Origin of the sequence: Frankia nepalensis (assembly GCF_016786325.1) — a bacterium.
Lineage (GTDB): Bacteria > Actinomycetota > Actinomycetes > Frankiales > Frankiaceae > Pseudofrankia > Pseudofrankia nepalensis.
Window position 1 is genome coordinate 22,916 of record NZ_JADWYU010000204.1, and the last position, 23,091, is coordinate 46,006.

At 70.7% G+C, this 23,091-nt stretch carries 22 protein-coding genes; 11 read left to right on the forward strand and 11 right to left on the reverse strand.

Going from position 1 to position 23,091, the window contains the following annotated elements; all coding sequences use genetic code 11:
• The first annotated feature begins 102 nt into the window (after positions 1 to 102).
• The 4 genes from I6A81_RS32270 (at position 103) to I6A81_RS32285 (ending at position 2,974) form a co-directional block, all read left to right on the forward strand.
• A complete protein-coding gene (locus I6A81_RS32270) occupies positions 103 to 1,038 on the forward strand; it encodes a zinc-dependent alcohol dehydrogenase (protein ID WP_203000047.1) in 936 nt (311 codons plus the stop codon).
• Between the two features lie 76 nt (positions 1,039 to 1,114).
• Complete coding sequence (locus I6A81_RS32275) at positions 1,115 to 1,606, forward strand: nuclear transport factor 2 family protein (protein ID WP_307875063.1); 492 nt, start codon at positions 1,115 to 1,117, stop codon at positions 1,604 to 1,606.
• Positions 1,607 to 1,716: 110 nt separating this feature from the next.
• Positions 1,717 to 2,664, forward strand: coding sequence for a 3-carboxyethylcatechol 2,3-dioxygenase (locus tag I6A81_RS32280; protein ID WP_203000051.1), 948 nt, complete (start codon positions 1,717 to 1,719; stop codon positions 2,662 to 2,664).
• A 145-nt stretch (positions 2,665 to 2,809) separates the two neighbouring features.
• On the forward strand, positions 2,810 to 2,974 hold the full coding sequence (locus I6A81_RS32285) for a hypothetical protein (RefSeq protein WP_203000124.1): 165 nt from the start codon (positions 2,810 to 2,812) through the stop codon (positions 2,972 to 2,974).
• Positions 2,975 to 3,238: 264 nt separating this feature from the next.
• Here the strand turns inward: I6A81_RS32285 and I6A81_RS32290 are convergent, their stop codons facing one another.
• From I6A81_RS32290 to I6A81_RS32310, 5 genes are all read right to left on the reverse strand, one after another.
• Positions 3,239 to 4,858, reverse strand: coding sequence for an alpha/beta hydrolase domain-containing protein (locus I6A81_RS32290; protein ID WP_307875064.1), 1,620 nt, complete (start codon positions 4,856 to 4,858; stop codon positions 3,239 to 3,241).
• A 145-nt stretch (positions 4,859 to 5,003) separates the two neighbouring features.
• Positions 5,004 to 5,897, reverse strand: coding sequence for an amidohydrolase family protein (locus tag I6A81_RS32295; RefSeq protein WP_203000054.1), 894 nt, complete (start codon positions 5,895 to 5,897; stop codon positions 5,004 to 5,006).
• A gap of 17 nt (positions 5,898 to 5,914) precedes the next feature.
• Entirely contained in the window at positions 5,915 to 6,859 is a 945-nt protein-coding gene (locus tag I6A81_RS45845) for a 3-hydroxyacyl-CoA dehydrogenase NAD-binding domain-containing protein (protein WP_203000056.1), read from the reverse strand.
• Complete coding sequence (locus I6A81_RS32305; RefSeq protein WP_203000058.1) at positions 6,856 to 8,829, reverse strand: acetoacetate--CoA ligase; 1,974 nt, start codon at positions 8,827 to 8,829, stop codon at positions 6,856 to 6,858. The genes I6A81_RS45845 and I6A81_RS32305 overlap by 4 nt, the downstream gene beginning before the upstream one ends.
• Positions 8,826 to 9,626 carry a crotonase/enoyl-CoA hydratase family protein gene (locus tag I6A81_RS32310; protein WP_203000060.1) on the reverse strand — a complete coding sequence of 267 codons (801 nt, stop codon included), beginning with the start codon at positions 9,624 to 9,626 and terminating at the stop codon, positions 8,826 to 8,828. The genes I6A81_RS32305 and I6A81_RS32310 overlap by 4 nt, the downstream gene beginning before the upstream one ends.
• Positions 9,627 to 9,726: 100 nt before the next feature.
• On the opposite strand from I6A81_RS32310, the gene I6A81_RS32315 reads away from it, so the two are divergent.
• The 5 genes from I6A81_RS32315 (at position 9,727) to I6A81_RS32335 (ending at position 14,853) form a co-directional block, all read left to right on the forward strand.
• The gene (locus I6A81_RS32315) at positions 9,727 to 10,173 is read left to right on the forward strand and encodes a MarR family winged helix-turn-helix transcriptional regulator (RefSeq protein ID WP_203000061.1); all 447 of its coding nucleotides are present in this window, start codon (positions 9,727 to 9,729) and stop codon (positions 10,171 to 10,173) included.
• 214 nt (positions 10,174 to 10,387) lie between these two features.
• Positions 10,388 to 11,014, forward strand: coding sequence for a TetR/AcrR family transcriptional regulator (locus I6A81_RS32320; protein WP_307875065.1), 627 nt, complete (start codon positions 10,388 to 10,390; stop codon positions 11,012 to 11,014).
• A gap of 181 nt (positions 11,015 to 11,195) precedes the next feature.
• Entirely contained in the window at positions 11,196 to 12,743 is a 1,548-nt protein-coding gene (locus tag I6A81_RS32325; protein ID WP_203000063.1) for a carboxylesterase/lipase family protein, read from the forward strand.
• 194 nt (positions 12,744 to 12,937) lie between these two features.
• Complete coding sequence (locus I6A81_RS32330; RefSeq protein ID WP_203000064.1) at positions 12,938 to 14,338, forward strand: ABC transporter substrate-binding protein; 1,401 nt, start codon at positions 12,938 to 12,940, stop codon at positions 14,336 to 14,338.
• Positions 14,339 to 14,370: 32 nt separating this feature from the next.
• Positions 14,371 to 14,853: a DUF3237 domain-containing protein gene (locus tag I6A81_RS32335; protein WP_307875066.1), complete on the forward strand. Its 483-nt coding sequence runs from the start codon at positions 14,371 to 14,373 to the stop codon at positions 14,851 to 14,853.
• Positions 14,854 to 15,071: 218 nt separating this feature from the next.
• Here I6A81_RS32335 and I6A81_RS32340 read toward each other — a convergent pair whose 3' ends face one another.
• Positions 15,072 to 15,602: an HIT family protein gene (locus I6A81_RS32340; protein ID WP_203000065.1), complete on the reverse strand. Its 531-nt coding sequence runs from the start codon at positions 15,600 to 15,602 to the stop codon at positions 15,072 to 15,074.
• Between the two features lie 322 nt (positions 15,603 to 15,924).
• Positions 15,925 to 17,172 carry a PP2C family protein-serine/threonine phosphatase gene (locus I6A81_RS32345; RefSeq protein ID WP_203000066.1) on the reverse strand — a complete coding sequence of 416 codons (1,248 nt, stop codon included), beginning with the start codon at positions 17,170 to 17,172 and terminating at the stop codon, positions 15,925 to 15,927.
• A 420-nt stretch (positions 17,173 to 17,592) separates the two neighbouring features.
• Here I6A81_RS32345 and I6A81_RS32350 point away from each other — a divergent pair, with 420 nt between their 5' ends.
• A complete protein-coding gene (locus I6A81_RS32350) occupies positions 17,593 to 17,760 on the forward strand; it encodes a hypothetical protein (protein ID WP_203000067.1) in 168 nt (55 codons plus the stop codon).
• A gap of 346 nt (positions 17,761 to 18,106) precedes the next feature.
• On the opposite strand, the gene I6A81_RS44195 is transcribed toward I6A81_RS32350, so the two are convergent.
• Positions 18,107 to 18,919, reverse strand: coding sequence for a hypothetical protein (locus tag I6A81_RS44195; RefSeq protein ID WP_238428284.1), 813 nt, complete (start codon positions 18,917 to 18,919; stop codon positions 18,107 to 18,109).
• On the opposite strand from I6A81_RS44195, the gene I6A81_RS32355 reads away from it, so the two are divergent.
• Positions 18,890 to 21,010, forward strand: a complete 2,121-nt coding sequence (locus I6A81_RS32355) for a CHAT domain-containing protein (protein ID WP_238428285.1) — start codon at positions 18,890 to 18,892, stop codon at positions 21,008 to 21,010. The two genes, I6A81_RS44195 and I6A81_RS32355, sit on opposite strands and share 30 nt — an antisense overlap.
• Before the next feature lie 182 nt (positions 21,011 to 21,192).
• Here I6A81_RS32355 and I6A81_RS32360 read toward each other — a convergent pair whose 3' ends face one another.
• From I6A81_RS32360 to I6A81_RS46370, 3 genes are read right to left on the reverse strand one after another with little or no spacing between them, the layout of a single operon-like run.
• Complete coding sequence (locus I6A81_RS32360; RefSeq protein WP_203000069.1) at positions 21,193 to 22,134, reverse strand: hypothetical protein; 942 nt, start codon at positions 22,132 to 22,134, stop codon at positions 21,193 to 21,195.
• A gap of 2 nt (positions 22,135 to 22,136) precedes the next feature.
• Positions 22,137 to 22,571, reverse strand: coding sequence for a hypothetical protein (locus I6A81_RS32365; protein WP_203000070.1), 435 nt, complete (start codon positions 22,569 to 22,571; stop codon positions 22,137 to 22,139).
• A 42-nt stretch (positions 22,572 to 22,613) separates the two neighbouring features.
• Positions 22,614 to 23,024: a CHAT domain-containing protein gene (locus tag I6A81_RS46370; RefSeq protein ID WP_203000071.1), complete on the reverse strand. Its 411-nt coding sequence runs from the start codon at positions 23,022 to 23,024 to the stop codon at positions 22,614 to 22,616.
• Positions 23,025 to 23,091 lie beyond the last annotated feature (67 nt).

The window sequence follows — 23,091 nt, forward strand, 5'->3', positions numbered from 1 at the left end:
CCTGGATTGCGCGGTCCGCGCCCAGCCGGTCATGTCACCGGGTTCCGCTCCGAACCGCGATGCCCCGACCAGTCGCCAGCCAACGGACCACAAAGGAGAGTCATGAAAGCCGTACGTGCCGCGGAAGGCGGCGTCCAGGTCGTCGATCTCCCCGAGCCACCCGGCACCGGCGAGCTCCTTCAGATGCGTTCGGCGAGCATCTGCAGCTCCGACCTGCTGTACATCTCCTACGGCCTGCGCTACATCCTCGGCCACGAGCTCGCCGGCGTCGACGCGGGCGGCAACGCCTTCATCGTCGAGGCCCTCTACGGCTGCGGGGAATGCGACCAGTGCCAGCGCGGCCTCTACAACCGCTGCCCGACGCACGGCGAGCGCGCTCTCGGTTTCAGTGTCGACGGCGGCATGGCCGAGCAGTTCCGCGCCCCCGCCACCCGGCTGGTCCCGCTGCCGGCAGGCCTCGACGTGCGCGACGCGTCCATCGTCGAGCCGGCGTCGGTCTCCTGGCACGCCTTACGGCTCGCCGGCACCGGACCGGACACCCGGGTCGCCGTCGTCGGCGCCGGCGCGCTGGGCCTGCTCGCCGTCGCCGGCGCCCGTCGGCAGGGAGCCGAGGACGTCGCCGTCGAGGCGCGCTACCCGCACCAGATCGAGGCGGCGGAGCGCCTCGGCGCGAAGGCCGGCCCCGACGGCCTGTACGACGTGGTGGTCGAAGCGGCCGGGAACCCGGCCGCGCTCGCCCGCGCGATCGACCTCGTCGCCCCCGGCGGCACGGTCGTCGTCGTCGGCGTCTACATGGGCAAGATCGAGATTGACTGGCCCACGCTGTTCTTCCGCGAGGGACGGGTCATCCCCTCCCTCGGCTACTGCGGTTACAGCACCGGACGCGAGATGGCGGACGCCGCGGCGATGCTCGCCGACGACCCCGAGATCACCCGGGCGCTCATCACCCACCGCTTTCCGATCGAGGACGCCGATGAGGCGTTCCGGGTCGCCGGTGACAAGAAATCGGGCGCCATCCGGGTCGTGATCGAACCGTAGGAAGCGTCGAGGAGGGCTGCCGGCGGTGGCGAACAGAGGCCGGACCTGGCGCGCGAGGAGACGAGCGCGCGGGGACGTGGAACAGAAGCTCGAGGAGCTGGCGGCCCGGCTGCGCGCGGCGGAGGATCAGCTGGACATCCTCCGCCTGCTCAACCGCTACGGCCCGCTGGTCGACAGCGGGTCGGCCGCCGAAGCGGCCGACCTGTGGGTCGCCGGCGGCGGCTATGACTTCACCGGCGTGACCGGCGATGGCACCCGCGTCGAGGCACCGCGGGGACTGGCCGCCCTGTACCAGACCGACGTGCACACGGACCTGGTCGCCACGGGCGTGGCTCACCTCACGGCCAGGCCCCACATCACCCTGCACGGCGAGACGGCGGACGCGGTCGGCTACTCCCTCGTGATCCGGCGGGAGGACGACCACTGGTACCTCTGGCGAGCCGCGATCAACCACTGGGCGCTGGCACGTACCGCCGACGGTTGGCGCATCACAGAGCGCTACAACCGCGTACTGGACGGATCCCTCGAATCTCGCGCGACCATGCGCAGGATTCTTGCCGACCCGTAGACCACACTCAGCCGTCGCCGCGCCGGGGGACCGGACGGGCCGAGGCGACCTCACGGGCTCCCAAACCCGCCCGGGCGCCGCCCGGCTCCGCCGCATAATCGGAGGTTGCGATGCCATTGGCGCTCTGCTGCATGTCCCATAGTCCGCTACTCGATATCACCGAGCAAAGCCCCGAGCTCGAGGCCGACGTTCGGGCGGCGCTGTCCGCCGCCCGCGCGTTCGCCGAGGACTTTGCCCCCGATGTCGTCGTCGTCTTCGCACCCGATCACTTCAACGGTTTCTTCTATCGCCTCATGCCGCCGTTCTGCGTCGGGATGGCGGCCACGACGGTAGGGGACTACGGCAGCTTGGCCGGCACCCTCCACGTGCCGACCGGCCTCGCGCAGGCCTGCGCGCAGGCCGTGCTCGCGGACGGTGTCGACCTGTCGATCTCCCATCGGATGAAGCTCGACCACTCCAGCGCGCAGCCGCTGCGTGAACTGTTCGGCGCGCTCGACGCCCGGCCGGTCATCCCGGTGTTCATCAACGCGGCCGCCGCCCCCCTCGGACCGTTGGCACGAACCCGCCAGCTCGGAGCCGCCATCGGACGGTTCTTCGGACGACGTGACGAGCGAGTGCTGCTGGTCGGCTCCGGTGGGCTTTCGCACGACCCTCCGGTGCCCACCCTCGACAGCGCGCCCGCGGCCATGGCCGAACGTCTCGTGTCCGGTCGTCCCCTGACGATCGAGGAGGCGGCGCGCAAACATACGGGCGCCATCGCCGAAGGCCTACGTCTCGCCGACGGTTCCAGCGAGCGCCGGCCACTGAGCCCCGCATGGGACACCGAGTTCCTCTCCCTGGTCACCAGCGGCGCGCTCACAGAGCTGGACGGCTGGAGCAACGACGAGATCGGTCAGCACGGGAGCGGCGCGCACGAGATCCGCGCCTGGATCGCTGCCTACTCCGCGCTGGACGCGGCGGGACCCTACGAGGCCACCTATCGCTACTACCGCCCAATCCCGGAATACATTGCCGGCTTCGCCGTCACCACCGCTCGGCCCGGCGGCGCTGACAACTGAGCCGGCCACCCGGGCGGACGCGGCATTTCCGCCCACGGCCGGGGCGGCCACCGCTCTGGCCCTCACCCCCCAGCACCACCGGTTCCGGCAAGGCCCGAGGCGGACGCCCGGCTGTGGCAATCCTGTCTGTGAGCGGAGGCTCGGTATGAACGTTGAAGACCTCATCCTGATCAGCGTCGACGACCACCTGGTCGAGCCACCGAACATGTTCGAGGGGCGGCTGCCCGCGAGGTTCGACTCGGTGAATCCGGCCGCGGTGCTCTCCGCGAGTGATCTCCGCTCCACCTCGCCAGGCGAAACGCCAGCTTGACAGTACGCGATCGGCGATCGCATACTGCGCCGGCCGGGGAGGATCGACGATCGCATGGGTGGACCGCGGGCTCGCCACCTATCGTCCAGGCCCTCGAGGCCGGTGGTGGCGCGGACACGATCCTTGGACGGATCAGCGACGACGGCACCAGCGACGGTCCTGCCCGGTGTCAGCAGGCGCATGCTCCGCCGTAGCCACAGGGCCTTCGGAAGGACGTGCTGGCCCCGGACGCGCCGACGCGTCCGGGCCAGCACGTCGCGTCTCCTACCCTCCGATCTGTGAACGCGCCGCGGCGTTCACCAGCTCCACCCCGTCCGCGGGGCGCAGGAAGCCGCGGACGACGCCGGCGGCGGTGGCCCTGCCCCACTGCGCGACGAAACCGCCGTGGTTCTTGTAGAGGCTGGCGATCTTTTCGGCGGTGAACGGCACGGTCGTTCCGAACAGCACGCAGAGCGCGGGCGTGTTCCCGACCCCGCCGAGCGCCGCGATGGGGGCGTCGACATGCGGGGACCGCACGCCGCCGAGCGTGTTGCCGTTGGCGTCCTTGGCGAACACCACGGGCGAGACGCCCGTCGTCTGCAGGGGCTGCGCGCGCGGCGGTTCCACGCGGTTCGTGACCCACTGGTTGAGCCAGTGGATGGCCGCGTCGAGCACCCAGTGCGCGCCCCCGGTGTTGACCGGCAGGTCGCACGCGCCGGCTGAGGTGTTGGTGGGCGGATTCTGCATGGATGCCAGGCCGCGGATCGCGCCCTGCCCGTCACCGATGTCCGTGCGCCCGATCTCCAGCCCGTAGTCGTCGAAGTGCGCCGTGCCCGCGACCTCCCACGAGCGGAATCGCTTCGTGTCCGGCTGGCGGCCGGCGAGGTTGCTGAAGGCGACATCCGTCTCGGCCTGGAAGACGAAGACGGGGACGTTGAGGTCGTCGCGGATCAGGGTCGCCGCGGGGGCTGGCACGATGGGTGTCGCGGCGGGCGGCGCCACCTGCGAGAGGGCCGAGCCGGTGGCGGCGCGGCTGTGCACGAGGTACCCGTCGTAGACCTGGGCAAGCGGGTGCACCGCGTCGATGTAGGTGATCAGGCGGGCCGCCGACTGCGACTCGCCGATGGAGATCAGCTTGCGCGGCTTCAGGCCGCCGAGCAGCTGCGCGGAGTTGGTGCGCAGCGCCTGGCCGACCTGCGAATAGATGTCGTACGAATAACTGTCACCGGGATGGGACAGCGGCGCGTAGCGCGCGGCGTTCCCCGGAATGGCCGGGCTGTTGCCCTTGGCGGTGTTGACGCCGATCCACTGGGCCGAGACGCCGACCCAGACGTAGCCTTCCCGGACCAGCTCGGTGTGGCTCATCGTCCAGTCCGGCGCGGCGTCAACGCCGCCGCTTACGTTGAGCCACTCGACGATGACACTGCCGTTGAACTTCTTCGGGTTGGCGGGCCGCCGGACCACCGCCCGCGTCGTGTACGGCGCGGTGCCGTTCGGCGTCACGGTCCACTTGCCGTCGCTGGTCAGGGGGCTGGCGGACGTGTAGCTGCTCGCGGTGCCCGAGAGGAAGAACTCCTTCTCCTGGTAGGCGATGGTGGCCAGGTCGAAGGTGGTCGAGAACATGACCTCCGACGGAGTCCCGCCGGCGACCGGACCGGTCACGGTCGGACTCGGCGTCGCGGCGGTCGCCGCGGCCGTGCCGAACACCGTGACCGGCACCGTGGCAAGGGCTGTCGCCAACGATGTGACCACCACAGATAAGACAATGCGGCGCCGTTTCTTCATCCGATCGCACTCCTTGATCGTGCTGCTTTTCCTGAGCAGCGACGACCGGCGCGGGGTGGTCGGTGCGGCCGTTGCCACTCGCGGACGAAACGTGGATGAAATGGAACCGTAAAGGATCACCCGAGGACTGTCAAGTCATGACAGGGGTGACATGATCTGCCATCGCCGGCGGTCCATGCCACCCGCATTCGGGTCCGGGCGGACCAGTTGGTCGCCGCGACGCGCGCTCGCGCCCCTTGGGCTTCTTCTTGCGGCCCGCGGGTTTCTAACCGACCAGGCCAAGCACCCGCACCGCGTTCTCCTTGAGCACGAGCGGCACCACGTCCGGTCTGAGATCCAGCTTCTCGAAGTCGGCCAGCCAGCGGTCGGGTGCCAGGACGGGGAAGTCCGAGCCGAAGAGGACCTTGTGCCTGAGCAGGCTGTTGGCCTGGCGGACGAGCTGGGGTGGGAAGTACTTGGGGGACCAGCCGGAGAGATCGATGTAGACGTTTTCCTTGTGTGTGGCGATCGAGATCGAGGAGTCGACCCACGGGACCGAGGGGTGCGCAAGGATGAGCGTCAGGCTCGGGAAGTCGGCGGCGACGTCGTCGAGGAGCATCGGGTCGGAAAAGCGCAGCTTGATGCCGCGTCCACCGGGCAGTCCGGCCCCGATCCCGGTCTGGCCGGTGTGGAAGAGCGCGACCGTGCCGAGCTCGGCCAGGGCTTCCCAGAGCGGATAGTGCGCCGGCTCGTCGGGCGCGAAGCCCTGCAGGCTGGGGTGGAACTTGAAGCCGCGGACGCCGTATTCCTCCGCCAACCGCCGGGCCTGGACCACCGCGGCCTTTCCCTGGAGCGGGTCGACCGATCCGAAGGGAATGAGGACGTCGGCGTGTTCCGCGGCCTTCTCGGCGATCTCCTCGCTCGACAGGGCGGGACGGTTGAGGTTGGTCGTGGCGTCGACGGTGAAGACGACCGCGGCCATCGAGCGTTCGCGGTAGTAGTCAGCGAGCTGGTCGATGGTCGGGGTGCGTGGGTGGTCGGCGCGGAAGTACCTGGCGGAGGCGTCCATCAGCTCCTGGTCGAGGGAGAGGTGGCCGTGGGCGTCGCACTCGACGTGGGCGTGCACGTCCAGCGCCACGATGCGCTCGACGTCGATGCGGGGGGTGTAGCGGATGGCCATCTCCGTGTTTCCTCCGGTTACGGCAGTACGGTCCCTTGCGCCTTGCGTTGAAGAAGGTCGACCAGCAGCGCGTCGCGCTCGGTGACCAGGCGCCGCTGGTCGACTCCGGCCAGCGCGTCGTCGACGCCGCGGATGAGAAGGTCCGCGAGCGCGGGGGTCAGCCGCGGCTGGCCGAGGTCGTCCATCCACTCCTGCGTGGGCGGACCGAGGTGCTCCAGGACGTGCGCCAGGCCCCCGGCGCCGCCGGACAGATGCTGGTTGAGCAGCGGCCCGAGCAGCGCCCAGCGCAGGCCGGGGCCGTGGGAGATCGCGGTGTCGATGTCCGCGACGGTGGCCACACCCCGCTCGACCAGCGAATAGGCCTCGCGCCACAGCGCGGCCTGCAGCCGGTTGGTGACGTGACCGGGCAGCTCCTGGCGCACCAGGATGGGGCGTTTCCCGATCGCGGTGTAGAGCGCCATCGCCGCGCGGACGACCCGGTCGTCCGTGCGTTCCCCGGGGACGACCTCGACGAGGGGGATGAGGTGGGCGGGATGGAACGGATGCCCGACCAGCACGCGTTCCGGGTGACGCCCGCACATCGCCTGCAACTGGGACGGCATCAGTCCCGAGGAACTGCTCGCGATCGGGGTCTCGGGCACCGCCGCCTCGTCCAGCTCGGCGAGCAGCCGTTGCTTGAGGTCGCGGCGCTCGGGGCCGTTCTCCTGGACGAACATGGCGACCGCCGCCGCCTCGCCGGCGCTCGCCGTGAAGGTGAGCCGATCGATGGACGCGCCCCGCGCCAGCCCGAGACGGGTCAGCGCGGGCCACGCCTCACCGACCGCGCCGCGCAGGGCCGGCTCCGCGCCAGGCGCGGGATCGTAGGCGACCACGTCGTGGCCCCTTGCCAGGAACAGCGCGGTCCACCCCGCGCCGATCACGCCGGTTCCCACCACGGCGACGGGCGGGGGTGCCGCCGTCACGAGGTCCCGCGTTCGCGCGCGTACGCGGCGAAGGCGTCGAGCGCGCCGGGATCGAGCAGCGCGCCCGGTGACGCGACGTCGGTGGGCGCGGCGCCGCGCAGGATCCGCTTGACCGGCACCTCCAGCTTCTTGCCCGTGCGGGAGTACGGCACCGCCACCACCGGCACGATCGTGTCGGGGACGTGGCGCGGCGAGAGCGCGGCGCGGATCTCCTTTGCCAGCCGGTGCCGGAGCGCCTCGTCGACGACGACACCCGCGGCGGGTACCACGAACAGGATCAGCTCACCCGTGCCGCCGGCGGGGTCCTCCAGGTAAACGATCACGCTGTCGACGATCTCGGTCACGTCTTCCAGCACGCGGTAGAACTCGCCGGTCCCGAGCCGCACACCGCCGCGGTTGAGGGTCGCGTCGGAACGGCCAGTGATGACGCATGACCCGACAGTCGAGAACCTGCACCAGTCCCCGAACCGGAACACGCCGGGGTACTGGGCGAAGTAGGCCGCCCGCAGCCCGCCGCCGTCCTCGTCGCCCCAGAACCCGACCGGCATCGACGGCATCGGGGCGGTGATGACCAGCTCACCGACCTCTCCCACGAGGTCGTTGCCCTCCTCGTCGAAGGCCCGGGCGTCGACGCCGAGGCTCGCGCCGGACATCTCGCCGGCCCAGACCGGCTGCAGCGGGGAGGCCTGGACCAGGCCGGTGCAGACGTCGGTGCCGCCGCTGCCGACGTTGAGAAGCACCCGGCCGCCGAACTGCTCGGCGACCCACCGGAAGCCCTCGGGCGGGAAGGGGCTCCCGGCGACGCCGATCTGCTGGAGCCTGGAAAGGCCGAACTCCTCGGCGGGGCGCAGGCCCGCCTTGCGGCAGCTCATCAGGTAACCGGGGCTGGCGCCCATCAGGGTCGCGCCGGTCTCCTGGGCGAGCCGCCACTGCTCCCGCGGGTCGGGGTACAGCGGGTTGCCGTCGATCATCACGATCGCGCTACGGACCAACAGCGCCGAGACGAGGGTGTTCCACATCATCCAGGCGGTCGTGGTGAACCAGAGCAGCCGGTCGCCGGGGCCGAGATTCCAGTGGAAGGAATGGTTCTTCAGGTGCTCGAGCAGGAGGCCACCGTGCCCGTGGACGATCGCCTTCGGCTTGCCCGTCGTCCCGGAGGAGAACAGGACGCAGAGCGGGTGCGCGAACGGCACGGGCTCGAAGGAGAGCTGCTCGTCGGTCGGAGCCGCCAGTGCGGACCAGTCCACCGTGCCGTCGAGTACCAGCGGTCCGTAGGGAACATGCACCACATGCTCGACCGTCGCCAGGGCGGCGCGGATCTCGACGAGCTCGGAACGTTTGTCGATCTGTTTGGCGCCGTAGGTGTAGCCGGCGACGGCCAGCAGCACCTTCGGTCCGATCTGGTCAAACCTGTCGATCACGCTTTGGGGACCGAACTCGGGCGCGCATCCGGCCCAGATGGCCCCCAGGCTGGCGGTGGCGAGAAACGCGATCAAGGCCTCGGGGCAGTTGGGCAGATAGCCGGCGACGCGGTCGCCGCGTCCCACCCCGAGGCGTCGCAGGCCTTCGCGGACACGGCGGACCTGCTCGGCGAGCTCGCCGAAGGTCAGCTCGACCGGATCACGGGTCTGGGAGTACGCCAGGACCGCCGTCGTGGCGGCGTCGTCCGGGGCGCCGAAGCAGTGCTCCGCGTAGTTGAGTGTGGCGCCGGGAAACCACCGGGCTCCCGGCATGACGCGATCGGCCAGCACCTCGGTGTACGGCGCGTGGGCCTTGACGTCGAAGTACCGCCAGACGGCTTCCCAGAACCCCGCGAGGTCGGCGACCGACCACCGGCGAAGATCCTCCCAGGACGAGACGTCCGCGCGGCCTGTCGCGGCCAGCCAGGAAAGGAAGCCGCGGACCCGTGCCTTCGCCACCTGGTCGGGGTGCGGGTCGTAGAGCAGTTCGGGGCCGGCAGGCGCGGTCATCGGTCGCCCCCCGCGACGACCTTCGCGGCCCGCCCGTCGAGGAACGCCGTCATGCGGTCCTTCGCGTCCTGGCTGCTCTGCGCGACCGCGGACATCAGCGACTCCAGCAGCAGCCCGGTCTCCGGCGATGCCTCGGCGATCCGGGGAAGGGCGTGGATCACGGCGAAGTTGCTGACCGGCGAGTTCGTGGCGATCTTCTCCGCGAGCTCGAACGCCTTGTCGAGGCCGGCCCCCTCGGATACGCGGTAGTGCGCGAGTCCGGCCTGGGCGCCTTCGTCCGCGTCCAGCACCCGGCCGGTCAGCATCATGTCGACCACGCGGTGAGCGCCGATCAGCCTCGGGACCCGGACCGAGGCGCCGCCGCCGACGAAGAGACCACGCTGCGCTTCGGGCAGCGCGAAGAACGCGGTGTCCTCCGCGACGCGTAGATGAGCCGAGGCCGCGAGCTCCAGCCCACCGCCGATCACGGCGCCCTTCAGCACCGCGATCACGGGGATGGCGCCGGACTCGATGCTTCGGAAGGCGTCATGCCACATGCGGGAGTGGTGGAGCCCGGCGACGGCGTCGCCGTCGGTGAGCGCGTTGAGGTCCAGGCCCGCCGAGAAGTGCCTGCCAGCGGCGGCGATGACCGCCACCTTCGCCCAGGTCGGCGGCGTCCCGAAGAACGACCCGAGTTCCTGGATCGTCCGGTCGTCCAGGGCGTTGCGCTTGTGGCTCCGGTTCAGGGTCACCACAGCGACCGGGCCTCGTCGCTCGACGATCAGCGACGAGGCCTCCTCCCGCGCGGTGAGGCTCATCGAGCGTCTCCTTGCCTCGACCGAAACCATCAGGAACCTTGATGGTTGCATGGTGCGATACCATCAGGTTTCCTGTCAATCTTGGTAGACGGAGCCCGTCATGACCGGGAGCGAGCCGCGGAAGAGCCCGTCCCTGCTGTACGCGGTCAAGCGCCTCGAACTGGTGATCCGGTCGCACCTGGACGTCATGCTCCTGGGCTCCGGCGTGACAACGCCGCAGTACACGGCGCTCACGGTGCTGGACCACCGGGACGGCGTCTCGGCCGCCAAGCTCGCGCGGGACTCCTTCGTCACCCCACAGGCGATGGCCGACATGCTGCGAGCGCTGGCGGATCGCGGACTGATCAGACGCGCCGCCAACCCGGAGAGCAAACGGGAGCGCCTCGTGTACATCACCGACGACGGCCGACGGCTCCTCGGCAAGTACGCCGACGCCGCCGACGAGATCGCCCGGCGGATGGTGTCGGACCTCGCGGCCGACGAGGTCGCGGCCTTTCGTGACGCCCTTGACCTCTCCTGGATCGCCCTCCGTGACCGGCACGAGTAAGTGCCTGGCTGCGCGGCGTCCGCAGCAAGCTCGGAACAAGCGATCGGACCGCCGCCGGCACCCTGGCGCCCAGGGCCTGGGCTGCTGGCCTGACGCCGCGTCGGCGCGGTAGGGCGGGCCGTCCGCTTCCGTCGTGGTGGGTCGCGGCGCGCGATCCTGAGTCCTCGCCTCCCGACGCTTGATAATTAACGTACAGCTGTCCATTATCTGTCGCGTGACGTTCAGCCTGCCGCCGTCGGTCGAGGTCCGGGACCGCCGGGTGCGTCGTTCGCGGGCCGCGCTGTTGCGGGCGGCGATCGAGCTGGTGACGGAGCGGGGCACGGCCGCGGTGCCGATCTCGGAGCTCGCCGAGGCGGCGGACGTGAGCAGGCAGGTGCTCTATCAGCAGTTCGGGGACCGGGACGCGCTCCTGCTCGAGGCGGCGCTGGATCTCGCCCGGCGTGATCTGATGCCGCGGCTCGGAGATCCCGCGGCCACGGTCCCGGGCCGGGCCCGGTCGCTGGCGCTGGCGCGGCATTTCGCGGAGTACCGCGGGTTCTACCGGGCGGTGATGACGGGGTCGACCGCGTTCGCGCTGAGCAGGGCGTTGGAGGGCCTGCTCGTCCCGTTCAACCGGCGGCTTTTCCACGAGGCTTTCGGCGGGACGCTGGACGCGCGCACGGTCGACGACCTGGCGACGTACCTGACCGGCGGCGGGCACGCCTTCGTCTATTCCTGGCTGATCGACGGGGATGATCCGCTCGATCCGGAGGAGTTCGCCGACCGGCTCACCCGGATGGTGTCCGTCGTCGTGGACGCGCTGCTCGCGAGGCACGCGGCCGGTGGCGAGGCGGTCCCGTGACGTCCAGCGACGGTCCCGGCGCGTGGGCTGAACTCCGTGCGGCGGCCGTGCTCACTGGTCGCGACGCGGTGCGCTCGCCGCCGCGGAAGGGGATGCGGCGCCGTCGGTCCCGCGTGGACCGATACGTGGCAGGAGTGGTCAGGCTTTCTGGTGCTGGTGATCAAACCGAGAGGACGGTTCGATGAACTTAGAGGAGACCTCCGGGGTGGGGCGCTCAGGCGAGGTGCAGGCGCGCATCGCCCCCGGAGCGGTGCGCGGCCGTTGGGAGGGCGGGCTGGCCGTCTTCCGGGGTGTTCCGTTCGCGCGGCCGCCGGTGGGGGAGGACCGGTTCGCGGCGCCGCGGCCGGTCCCCGCGTGGGACGGCGCGCGGGAGGCGTTCGCCTTCGGCCCGCCGCCTCCCCAGGATGTGGGGATTCCCGGGCGGAGCGGTGTTCTGGAGGCGTCGGCGGGCGACGGCTGGTTGACGGTCAACGTCTGGTCGCCGGAGCCGGACCCGGCGGCCCGGCGCCCGGTCATGGTGTGGATCTACGGCGGGGCGTACAAGCTCGGTTTCTCGGGCAGCCCGGGCTACGACGCCCACCAGATCGCCGCGGACGGCGACGTCGTCGTGGTCTCCTTCAACTATCGCGTTGGCATCGAGGGGTTCGCGCATATCGCGGGCGCGCCGGCGAACCGTGGGCTGCTCGACCAGGTCGCGGCGCTCGAATGGGTGCGTGACAACATCGCGGCCTTTGGTGGTGACCCCGAGCGGGTCACGGTCTTCGGTGAGTCGGCGGGGGCGGGGTCCATCGCCGCGCTGCTGGCGATGCCGCGCGCGGCGGGCCTGTTCCGGCGGGCGATCCTGCAGAGCCCGGCCGGCATCTTCTTCTCGGACGCGCTGGCGGCCGACATCGCGGCCGCCATCGCCGCGGCCGCGGGACAGCGGGCGACGGTCGAGGACCTGTCCTTGGTGGATCCCTACCAGCTGGTGGACGCCGGCGCTGTCGTGACCACCAAGATGCGCGAGCACGCGGACCGGTGGGGACCGGTGGCCCACACGATCTCGCCGTTCGCCCCGGTCGTCGACGGTGACGTGCTCCCAGTCGCTCCCTGGGAGGCGCTGGCCGCCGGGTCGGCGCGGGACGTCGAGCTGATCATCGGGCACAACCGCGACGAGTGCCGGCTGTTCACCGTCCTCGCCGGTCAGCACGGCCACGTCGGACAGGACGACGCGGCGGTCGCGCTGCGCGCCTTCGGCCCTGGTCCCGACGGTGAGCGGGCCTACCGCGCGGCCTTCCCGGACGCCTCGGCCGGGCAGCTGCACGAGCTCGTCCAGACCGACTGGCTGTTCCGCATGCCCACCCTGCACCTGGCCGACGCGCAGAACGCCGGCGGCGGCCGCGCCCACCTCTACGAGCTGACCTGGCCGGCCCCCGGCGGCGACGGGGTGCTGGGCGCCTGCCACGGCCTCGACGGCCCGCTGGTGTTCGGCACCTTCGCCGCGCACCTCGGCCCCCTGCTCCTCGGCCCCGAGCCGCCCGCCGAAGCGAGAACGCTGGCCGCCCGGATCCGCGGCGCCTGGACCGACTTCGCCAGCACGGGCGACCCGGGCTGGCCCGCCTACGACCCCGAACGGCGACTCACCCAGGTCTTCGACGCGCCCCCGACCGTCACCCCCTATCCAGAGGAGAAATCCCGGGCGCTGTGGCGGGACCACGTCTTCTCCGCCCTGCCCCTGCTCGTCCCGTAGCACCGAGTCGAAGGCGGCCATGGCCGCGGCCGCCAAGACGACCCGATGGCCATATCCCGAGAACTGGCCGACACAACGCGGCCTGAGCGCGGTCCTGACACCATTGCGGCCGCCAGGACGCGAAATTCCGCCTTTCCAGCGCCCGACGTGTCTCGTCTTCCCGTGACATTCCCCTGACATTCCAGGAGTACCCGATGGCTCACCGGCCCGATCCCGAAATCACCGCTATCGCGGCGGCCCCACCGCCGATGCGGACGACGCGCGAGCGACACTCAGGAATCCTGCTCGACAAGTTATCGCCCAGGCGGACGTGGCATCGGCCCGCGCGTACGCGCCTGGCCGCCCTGGCCGCCCTGGCCGCCCTGGCCGCCGCGAGTCTTCTCGCGACCGCCGGATGCGGAGGCGGTGACGGCGACGGCGCCGAGGACCCGCCGACGGCCAGCGCCTCGAACGCGGCCGGGGTGCTCGGGCCGAAGGCCCCAGCCCAGGGCGAGCCGGTCCGGATCGGGGTGATCTCGGACGGCAAGGGGGCCTTCGGGGACATGTCCGTGCAGTTCGCCGTGGCTGACGCCACCGCCGCGTACCTGAACGAGCACCGCTCCGGCATCGGCGGCCGGCCCATCCAGCTGGTCACGTGCGAGGCCCAGGCCGACCCGAGCAAGAGCGTCGACTGCGCGAACCGCATGATCGAGGAAGACGTCGTCGCCGTCGTCCTGCCCGAGCTGACGGCGACGGACGACGTGTGGAAGACGCTGCACGACGCCAAGATGCCGGTGATGCTCTTCGGCGCGAGCAGTGCCACCCTGCTGGCCGACGCCGCCTCGACCTTCACTCTCGGTGACCCGCTGTTTGGTCGTGTCGAGCTGCCCATCGAGCTCGCCAAGGACGCCGGCACGGACAAGGTGGCCGCCGTCGTGATCGACGTGCCCGCCGCGCTGAGCCTCTATGACACGATCGCGCCGCCCGTGTTCGAGGAGGCCGGCGTCGAGCTCGACGTCGTCCGGGTCCCGCCGGGCACCGCCGACATGACGCCCCAGATGCAGAACGTGGCCGCCAGCGGCGCCGGTGTCGTGCAGATCGTGGGGAATGACGCGTTCTGCATCAGCGCGCTGAACGGCCTGCGGGCGGTCGGCTACCAGGGGAAGATCACGGTGATCGCGCAGTGCATCACCGACGCGACCCGTAAGGCGGTACCAGGAGACGTGCTCGAGGGGATCGCGATGGCCGCCGCGACGCCGATCGGAACCGACAACCCCTCGACCCGCCTGTACAACGCCGTCGCGGAGACCTACGGAAAAGACATCGACACCAGCACCGCCGCCGGAGTCAGCATGTTCATCGCGCTCGCCGGCTTCCAGGCGGCCACCGAGGGGATCTCGCCGGACGCCATCACCTCGGAGGCCATCGTCTCCACCATCAGGGCGATGCCGGAGAAGGAACTGCCCGGCGCGGGCGGACTGCAATTCCGCTGCAACGGCAAGGCCAGCCCGGCGGAGCCCGCGATCTGCGTCCGCGGCGGTCTGATCACCACCCTGGACGCGAAGGGTCAGCCCGCCGAGTACCAGACAGCCGGCGCCTCGCCCATCGAGGACTGAGACCGCCCGGACTGGAGGAGGTGAAACATCCGGTGGACGACCGGCCCGTGACGATGCCGCCCCCGCCCTCGCTGGTGCCGATGGCGCAGGTGTGCTGCAACGTCGGGCCGGTCGTCTCGCTCGGGCCGGCCACCTACGGCGAGCGCCGGTACGTGTCGCTGGGCGACGGAAGCGTCCGCGGGCCGGAACTCAACGGCGCGCTGGTCGAGGGCGGCGTCGACTGGCAGATCGCGCGGTCCGACGGCGCGCTGGACATCTCCGCGCACTATGTCCTCCGGCTCGACGACGGCGCGCTGGTCGAGGTCCGCAGCGACGGCCTGCGGTACGGTCCGCCCGAGGTGATGGCACGCCTGGCGCGTGGTGAGGCGGTGCCAGCGGAGGAGTACTTCTTTCGCACCACCGTGCGCTTCACCACCGGCGCGCGAGCCTGGCTGCACCTCAACAGGACGCTCGCGCTCGCCGTCGGCCAGCGCGAGGCACGGCGGGTGGTGCTGGACTTCTACCGGGTCACCTGACCGAAATCCGGCAGGTCTGGAACCGCCAGCGTAAGGGCGAGGTTCTCCTCGATGTCGAGGATGTCGGCCTCGGGCACACCACCAGGCCGCGGTGGAACCCCGCGGACCAGTGGATCTGGTCCGAGCAGACCGTCCACCCTTCAGAGGTCGTCGCGGGACGGCCCGCGGTCTGGCCCAGCCGGCGCCGCGGTCGGCGGGTCGAGAGCCAGGACCGCTGGTCAGTGAGGTTCTGATGGTCCCGTCGGTGTCGGTGCGTCAGGGGTTGGGAGGTGGCGAGCCAGGAGGCCGGCGAGGCGGTCCATCTCCGCGGTGGGGACCCGGTGATGGGCTGGTCGCTGTAGATGAGTGAACACGGCGGGGCCGCGTTCGTCTGGGGGCAGGTCCGGGGCCCGTGGGATCACATGGATATGGAGATGCTCGAAGCCGGTGGCCTCGCAGAAGCACGCGACGTAGGTCTTCTGGCAGCCGAGCGCCGCGGCGAGCGCGTTGCTCAGCCGCCAGGTCACCACTCCGAGCTCGGCTGCCTCGGCGGGCGTGAGGTCCGCCAGCGACAGGATGTGGCGGCGGGAGACGACGACGAGCCAGCCGGGCATGGCCGCGGTGAGCGCGTGGGCGACCCGCCAGCCGTCCGCGACGAGGATCCGTTCTCTGGGCGGGAGCGTCGCGGGGTCGGCCCCGTTCTGCGCGCACGAATAACAGCCGGTCGCGGGCGGGGGCGGCGAGCACGGGCCTTCGCCAGTCGGGGGCACGGGGTTGCTCCCTGGTCCTTTGTACTCGTGGTCGGCCGGGTGGTCAGGGGACGGGCTCGGCGAGGTGCCGGTGCTGTGGCCGCGACGCCCCCGCGCAGCACTGGTGATGCCGGCAGGTCCGGCTGCCGTTCCTGGCTGGCTATCGTAAGGCTGTGAGGGAGCCTCCGCGGGCCGCCCGAACCAGCCCGCCGGCCCGGCCGCGCACCGACGGAAGCTCGCGGCACAGCCGTAGTCGGCCCGCGGGGGAACCAGGTGCCGCCTCAGCACAAGTTGAGCTGGCTCACCACGACGACCAGGACCTCAAGGTCCATCGCGAGCATCTTCAGAGCCTGACGACGACCAGGGCGATGTCGTCGGGGCCGCCGTTGCTGACGTCGAGGCGGGTGAGCAGGGTGTCGGCCAGGACCTCGACGTCCAGCTCGCGGCACTCGGTGACGGCGTCGGTCAGGCGGCCCAGGCCGCTGTCGATGTCCTCTCCTCGGCGTTCGATCAGTCCGTCGGTGTAGAGCACGAGGACGTCGCCCGGTGCGTAGGTCCCGCTGGCCTGGGGCCGGGGGACAGGCAGCGGGCGCACGCACAGCGGCGGGTCGGTGGCCTGGTCCAGGAGTTCGTAGGAGCCGCGTCCGGTGTGGGCGAGCACGGGTGGCGGGTGTCCGGCGTTGCTGTAGATGATCAGGTGGCTGCGTCTGTCGATCAGGACCGAGACCACGGTCGTGCCGAGCGCGCCTTCGATGGACCGGGCATAGAGCCCGAGAATCTCCAGTGCCGGCGCGGGGCTTGGGATGGCGCGGATGGCGGTGCTCAGGGCGCTACGGAGCATGCCCATGACCGCGGCGGCCCCCAGCCCGTGGCCGACGACGTCGCCGACGGCGACCGCGGTGTTGTCGTGCGGGAGGTCGACGATCTCGTACCAGTCGCCGCAGACATTGAGTGAGGTCGACGCGGGCAGGTAGCGGACGGCGACATCGCGGTGGGCGGGCAGGTCCGGGGTACGGAGCATGACTTCCTGGAGAGTGAGCGCGACCTCGTGGGCGCGGGCGTGAGCTTCGCGGAGTTCCTCGTTGCGCTGCTGCGACTCCACCGCTCGTGCGTACAGTTCCGCCTGGAGGGCCCGCATCTGGTCCCGCTCGTCCTGGTCAGTCGTCAGGCGCTGGGCGCGGTGGGCCTCGACGAACGCGGTCACGTCCTCGGAGCGGTGAAGGATCCACCTCACCGAGCCGTCCGGCGCGAGTACCGGAGTGTTGACCGGCGACCACCAGCGCTCCTCGAACATACCCGGATGTCCCAGGACCGGGATGTCGTATTTCAGCAACGCCATCGTGTCCCGCCGCCTGGTATCCAGCACCCAGCGCAGAGAGGCGGTCAACCTCCGCACTCCGTCGGCGTTCGGGTCACCAGGATTGTCAGGAAAAGCTTCGAAGATGTGCCGTCCGACGAGGTCCTGCCGAGTCCGCCCGGTCAGCGCCAGGTAGGCCTGGTTTACGCCCACGATTATCAGATCCGGGTCCAGTACCAGGTACGGGGTGGCCGTGGCGGCGAACAGCGCTGCATAGTCAATGTCCGAAGTCATCGCACCCCTCCGCCCGCTGGTCTAGTAGCTGTGGTCCTCTCCCCGCAATCTAGCGACTGGCTATGCCGATGGGGCCGAGCACCATCTGTCGCTGAAGTCGAGTACCACCGCGCACAGGTGGCGACACCGTGTCGATGAGGTCGGGGCTTTGTCGCACATTTGGTAGTGAATTTCCGTCATTTGAGGGAGAGGGAACGCGGCGACGTCCGGTATCCGTCTGGGGCCGACGTATGTCGCGTTCCTTGTGGCGTCGGCGGTGGATCTCTCGGTGGTGGCGCTTCTGGTTGGCACGCGGCACCTCGCGGTACATGGCGGGCCTGCTGGTCGACGAGTTCGACAAGAGCGACTACGACCTGCCCAACGACCTGCTGACTCTGTTCGAGGACGCCGAGTTCGACCTGCTCGAGCTCATCCGGGTGCGTGAGACGGAGCGGCCTGGGCCTACCCGCGGACTGGGGAGGCACGGCGCTCGCGCGCGGTGGGGTGGTGCGTGCCCGCCAGTTCCCGATCGTCGTGGTCACCAGCAACGGGGAGCAGGACTTCCCGGTAGTGAGCGGACAGGTAGGTGGACTTCGACCGGGCGGCTGAGGAGGCGGCTTCCCCGAGCGCTGCGCGTAGCCAGCTGTCGCCGCGGCGGGCGCGGCCGGAGTGGGTGCAGCGTGCCAAAACTCGATTCGGGGCGTGACCTGCGGTTTCGCTGTTCTATCAGGTGGCGCGGTGGTGCTCGCGTATTCTCGGCGGGCGCTTGGTATGACTGCTGCGTCGTGAGAGTGACTGTTCATGCTGTCAGCGTCAGGGGAGCGGTGGCTGTCGCGACAGTGCGGCCCGACGGGCGTTACGGGGGCGGAGGATGCGGGAGCGTCTGCTCGGGCAGGTGCGGTCACGGCTGGAAACGTTTGCGGTCGATTGGAAGGCTGGCCGCGCTGTCTACCTGCTAGGCAAGACGATGCTGACCGGCAACCCGTCGACGCTGAACGAGGCGATCGACCTGCTCCGGCAGGCTGTGGATGCCACTCCTGTTGATTGCCCCGACCGTGCCGGGCGGTTGTCCAACCTCGGCGCCGCCTTGAGCCTCCGGTATGAGCGCGATGGGAGACCGGCGGACCTGAATGATGCGATCGGTGCCGTGCAGGCCGCGGTGGATGCCACGCCCGTTGACCAGCCCGTCCGCGCCGTGGACCTGTCTAACCTTGGCAACGTCCTGCGCGCCCGGTTCGAGCAGGTCGGGAGGCTGGCGGACCTGGAGGCCGCGATTGCGGCGGGACAGGCCGCGGTGGACACCGTTCCCGTTGACCATCCCGGCCGCGCTGGGATGCTGTCCAACCTCGGCAACGCTCTGAACAGACGGTTCGGGTGGGGCGGCGAGCTGGCGGACCTGGAGGCCGCGATTGCGGCGGGACAGGCCGCGGTGGATGCCACGCCCGTTGACCAGCCCGTCCGCGCCGGGCGGTTGTCCAACCTCGGTGACGCCCTGCGCGTCCGGTTCGAACGGCTCGGGGAGCTGGCGGACCTGGAGGCTGCGATTGCGGCGGGACAGGCCGCGGTGGACGCTACCCCCGTTGGCCACCCTGACCAGGCCGTGTACCTGTCCAACCTCGGTAACGCCCTGCACCTCCGATTCGAACGGATCGGGGAACTGGCCGACCTGGACGCGGCGATTGTGGCCGGGCAGGCCGCGGTGGACGCCACCCCCGTCGATCACCCCGATCGCGCCGCGATGCTGTCCAACCTCGGTGGTGCCCTGCACGTCCGGTTCGAACGGGTCGGGGAGCTGGCGGACTTGGACGCGGCGATTGTGGCTGGGCAGGCCGCGGTGGACGCCACTCCCGTCGACTACCCGGCCCGCGCCGCGATGCTGGCCAACCTTGGCAGCGCCCTGAGTAGCCGGTTCGAACGGAGCGAGGAACTGGCCGACCTGGACGCGGCGATTGTGGCCGGGCAGGCCGCGGTGGACGCCACCCCCGTCGATCACCCCGATCGCGCCGCGATGCTGTCCAACCTCGGTGGTGCCCTGCACGTCCGGTTCGAACGGGTCGGGGAGCTGGCGGACTTGGACGCGGCGATTGTGGCTGGGCAGGCCGCGGTGGACGCCACTCCCGTCGACTACCCGGCCCGCGCCGCGATGCTGGCCAACCTTGGCAACGCCCTGGGTAGCCGATTCGATCGCGACGGTGAGCCGGCGGACCTGGACGCCGCGATCAGCGACTACCGGGCGGCGGTTGGGATGGGCGGAGTGGCGCCGCGGGTACGGGCAGGTGCGGCGCATGGCTGGGGGCTGGTCGCGGCACGCGGAGGGCGGTGGCTGGAAGCCGTGGCGGGGTATGCCGCGGCGACCGAGCTGCTGGGGCAGGTCGCGCCGCGCAGCCTGAAGCGCGGCGATCAGGAGCATCTGCTGGCCGAGCTCGGGAATCTGGGCGCGGACGCGGCGGCCTGCTGCGTGCGGGCGGGGCTGATCGGCCGGGCGGTGGAGTTGTTCGAGCAGGGTCGGGGGGTGCTGCTGGGTCAGGCGTTGGACACCCGCACCGATGTGACCGCTCTTGCCGAGCAGCATCCCGACCTGGCGGCATCGTTCATCGGCCTGTGTACCGCCTTGGACCAGGCCGACGACCTGCCCGGGCTGACGCAGTCCCAGGTCGGTGAGGATGCGGCCGCGACCGGCGCGGAACGCCGGGCGGCAGGCGCGGCGTTCGACGATCTGATCGCCCGGATTCGCGGGCTGGCCGGGTTCGAGGGGTTTCTCCATCCACCGCCGGTCACGGAACTGTTGGCGACGGCGACGGACGGCCCGGTGGTAGTCGTGGCGGTCTCGGAGTTCGGTTCGTACGCGCTGCTGCTGACAGGCGGAGGGGTGGAGGCGGTGCCGCTGGCCGGGCTGACGCCGCAGGCAGTGCACGACCAGGTGATCGCCCTCCTCGGCGCGCTGGACGACACCACCCCGGCGCTGCAGGGGCGGTTAGGTGAGATCGTCGGCTGGTTGTGGGATGTCCTCGCCGGCCCGGTGCTCGACCGTCTGGACGTCGTCGGCCCGCCACGCGATGGCGGCCGGTGGCCACGGTTGTGGTGGTGCACCTCGGGGCTCCTGTCGTTTCTGCCGGTGCACGCCGCCGGCCATCACCACACCCGGTTCGACCCGTCCCCGGCGACCGTCCTGGACAGGGCGATCGCCTCCTATACCCCCACCATCCGAGCTTTGGCCCACGCCCGCCGCGCCAGCCCGCTACCGGGCGGCAGCCGTGTCAGCCTCCAGGATGATGGCCGGCTGGTCGCGGTAGCCATGCCCCACACCCCCGACGCCGCCGACCTACCCGGTGCCCAGGTCGAAACCGCCAGCCTGCAGGCGCGCTTCTCCGGCCAGGTCGACCTGCTCACCGGCCCGCAGGCAACCAGGCAAGCGGTGCTCGGCCGGCTACCGACCGCCCGATGGGCGCATTTCGCCTGCCACGGCACCGTCAACCTGGCCGACCCGTCCGCCAGCCAGCTGTTGCTCGCCGACCACCAGACCCGGCCGCTGACCGTCCTCGACGTGGCCCGGCTGCGCCTGCGCGACGCGGAACTGGCGTTCCTTTCCGCCTGCGAAACGGCCCGGCCAGGCAGGCGGCTGACCGACGAGGCAATCCATCTGGCCTCGGCGTTCCAGCTCGCCGGCTACCGGCACGTGATCGCCACACTCTGGCCGATCAGCGACCGGCACGCCGTCGACATCGCCAACGACATCTACACCACCCTCGCCACGACCGGGGACGCCGCCGCCGCCGTCCACACCGCCACCCGCCAGCTCCGCGGCCTCTGGGCCCGCCACCCCTCGGTCTGGGCATCCCATATCCACGTCGGCATGTGAGGAAGGGATTGGTGCGGCTAGGGGCGGGATGAAGGTAGGAGTTCGCAGTCTCACTCGTGGACTTGGGGCGGAGATTCCACGTTTACGCGACAACCTCGTCTCCCATGTCAGTTAACCCAATGTGACCGGGGCCGCGTCCCGAGAGATCTTGATCACCATCTTTCTGAACACCGAAAAATCGGCTAGGTCGGTGGGGTGAAGGTGGGTGTGGTGTTGTCGGAGCCGCGGAGGAGGTAGGTGGTGAGCTGGCGGCCTTGCTCATGTTCGTCTTGGGGGTCGGTAGGTGGGGGCCAGCGGAGGTGGGTGTAGAGGAGGGCGCGGTGGGTGTCGTAGGCGGCTTCGAGGAGGTCGCCGAAGGCTTGTGCGCGGGTGGGGATGGCGAGGGTGAGGGTGAGGGTGGCGATGGTGAGGCCGATGGGGATGGCCCAGAGGGTGAGGGGTGCGAAGGCGCAGTAGAGCAGGGCCCAGAGGGTGGTGGTGGCGGCGGTGTCGAGGGAGGCGCGGGCGGCGAGGAGGTCCTGGCGGAGGGTGTCGGGGAGCAGGGGCCACAGGCGGGGCCAGCAGATGATGGCGTCGAGGCCGTATTTGTCGTGGGGGCGGCGTTCGGCGGCGCGCAGGATGTTTCCGATCGGGGTGGGCAGGAAGTAGCCCGGGGTGGCGGCCGGTGGGTGTCGGCGGCGGCGTTGTTCGAGCCGGTTGTAGGTGGCGATCTGCTCGACGCTCGGTGTGGCGGGTGGGGTGGGGAATGCGGCGGCGTAGGCGGTCTGCCAGGCGGTTTCCTCGGTTGCGGCGCGGGTGGCGTGCCGGGTGGCGAGGCGGTGGCGCAGCGGGTTGGTCCAGGCGGGCCAGTAGCCCTCCAGCAGTCGCAGCAGCGGGGTCGCGGCCTGGTGGATGAGGATGCCGGAGGCGCCGATGCTGAGGAGTGCGGTGAGGATGACGGCGCCTTGCACGAGGCCGGTCTGTTTGTTCAGCCAGTCGGTGTGCCTGGTCAGGGTGTGCAGGCCGCCGGCGTGCCAGGTCCAGGCGGCGAGTCCCGCGAGCCAGAAGATGAGCGCGGGAAGGGAGACCGCGGCGACCCGGTCGGCGAGTTTGTTCCCGACCGCTTCCCAGAACGAGCCCAGCACGGCTAGGACCGGTCCAGCGCGACGTGGTGAGTCGGGCAGGCGGGCACCGGGGTCGCGACGTCGGGGCGGTACCAGACGTAGTCACCATGCGGGCAGGCGTAACGGTCCGCCCGGATGGCACCGGGATTCCCGATCGGGTCGGCGCCGCGCGGGGTGCGCTGGTAGCGGGTCTGCTCGTAGGGCGGCCGGAAGTCCGGCGAGTCAGCGAGGACCTCCGTCAGAAACCAGCGGGTGGTGTCGCGGGTGTCGAGCAGATCCCGCAGTTGGCGGACCTGCCCGGGCATATCGCGCTGGTCGTCCAGCGCGTCGGCGAGTTGACGATCAAGATCGGCCGCGGCCCGCGGGCCGATCAGATCGGCCAGGTAGGGGCGGATCGCCCGCGCTGCCTCCACCACACCGGCCTCACCGCCAGCTGGGTTCATATCCTCGAGTTGCATTCCGTGTCCCTTGATGGCCGTCGTGTTCGTAAGGCATGGCGGTCAGGGCCCGACGTGGATATGAGACGCCCACGTCGAAGGCGCGGCAGCCCAACGGTCGCGGAGTTCGCGCACGGCCGTGTGGACGGCGGCGGCTGCGTCCCCGGTCGTCGCCAGTGCAGCGTAGATGTCGTCAGCGACGGCGACGGCATGCTGGTCGCCGATCGGCCACAGGGTAGCGATCACATGGCGGTAGCCCGCAAGCTGGAACGCCGACGCCAGATGTATCGCCTCGTCGACAAGCCGCAGCCGTTCGTGCGACAGCCGGTGGTCTGGATCTCGAGCTGGCTGAGGGGGTGCTCGGATCTCGAAACGGTCCCTGGCTGGTCGGCGAGCCGACCGGGAGTCGGTGAGCGCGGTCGCTTCGGGGCGGTTTACCCACAGGGCGAGCGGCGGTGCAGTGGCATGGCTCACCTGTGTTCGGCGGGGGGAGAGTCGAGGGACCGTCGGTGGTTCGGTGAGGGGGCCGCATCGACCACCG

Excerpts from the sequence above, each read along its gene's own strand:
- I6A81_RS32355 (WP_238428285.1), top strand. The coding sequence starts at position 18,890 with ATGCTGTCCAACCTCGGTGGTGCCCTGCACGTCCGGTTCGAACGGGTC.
- I6A81_RS32305 (WP_203000058.1), bottom strand. The coding sequence starts at position 8,829 with ATGACCGCGCCTGCCGGCCCCGAACTGCTCTACGACCCGCACCCCGAC.
- I6A81_RS32330 (WP_203000064.1), top strand. The coding sequence starts at position 12,938 with ATGGCTCACCGGCCCGATCCCGAAATCACCGCTATCGCGGCGGCCCCA.
- I6A81_RS32315 (WP_203000061.1), top strand. The coding sequence starts at position 9,727 with ATGACCGGGAGCGAGCCGCGGAAGAGCCCGTCCCTGCTGTACGCGGTC.
- I6A81_RS32345 (WP_203000066.1), bottom strand. The coding sequence starts at position 17,172 with ATGACTTCGGACATTGACTATGCAGCGCTGTTCGCCGCCACGGCCACC.
- I6A81_RS32270 (WP_203000047.1), top strand. The coding sequence starts at position 103 with ATGAAAGCCGTACGTGCCGCGGAAGGCGGCGTCCAGGTCGTCGATCTC.
- I6A81_RS32280 (WP_203000051.1), top strand. The coding sequence starts at position 1,717 with ATGCCATTGGCGCTCTGCTGCATGTCCCATAGTCCGCTACTCGATATC.
- I6A81_RS32285 (WP_203000124.1), top strand. The coding sequence starts at position 2,810 with ATGAACGTTGAAGACCTCATCCTGATCAGCGTCGACGACCACCTGGTC.
- I6A81_RS32325 (WP_203000063.1), top strand. The coding sequence starts at position 11,196 with ATGAACTTAGAGGAGACCTCCGGGGTGGGGCGCTCAGGCGAGGTGCAG.
- I6A81_RS32295 (WP_203000054.1), bottom strand. The coding sequence starts at position 5,897 with ATGGCCATCCGCTACACCCCCCGCATCGACGTCGAGCGCATCGTGGCG.
- I6A81_RS32365 (WP_203000070.1), bottom strand. The coding sequence starts at position 22,571 with ATGCAACTCGAGGATATGAACCCAGCTGGCGGTGAGGCCGGTGTGGTG.
- I6A81_RS32310 (WP_203000060.1), bottom strand. The coding sequence starts at position 9,626 with ATGAGCCTCACCGCGCGGGAGGAGGCCTCGTCGCTGATCGTCGAGCGA.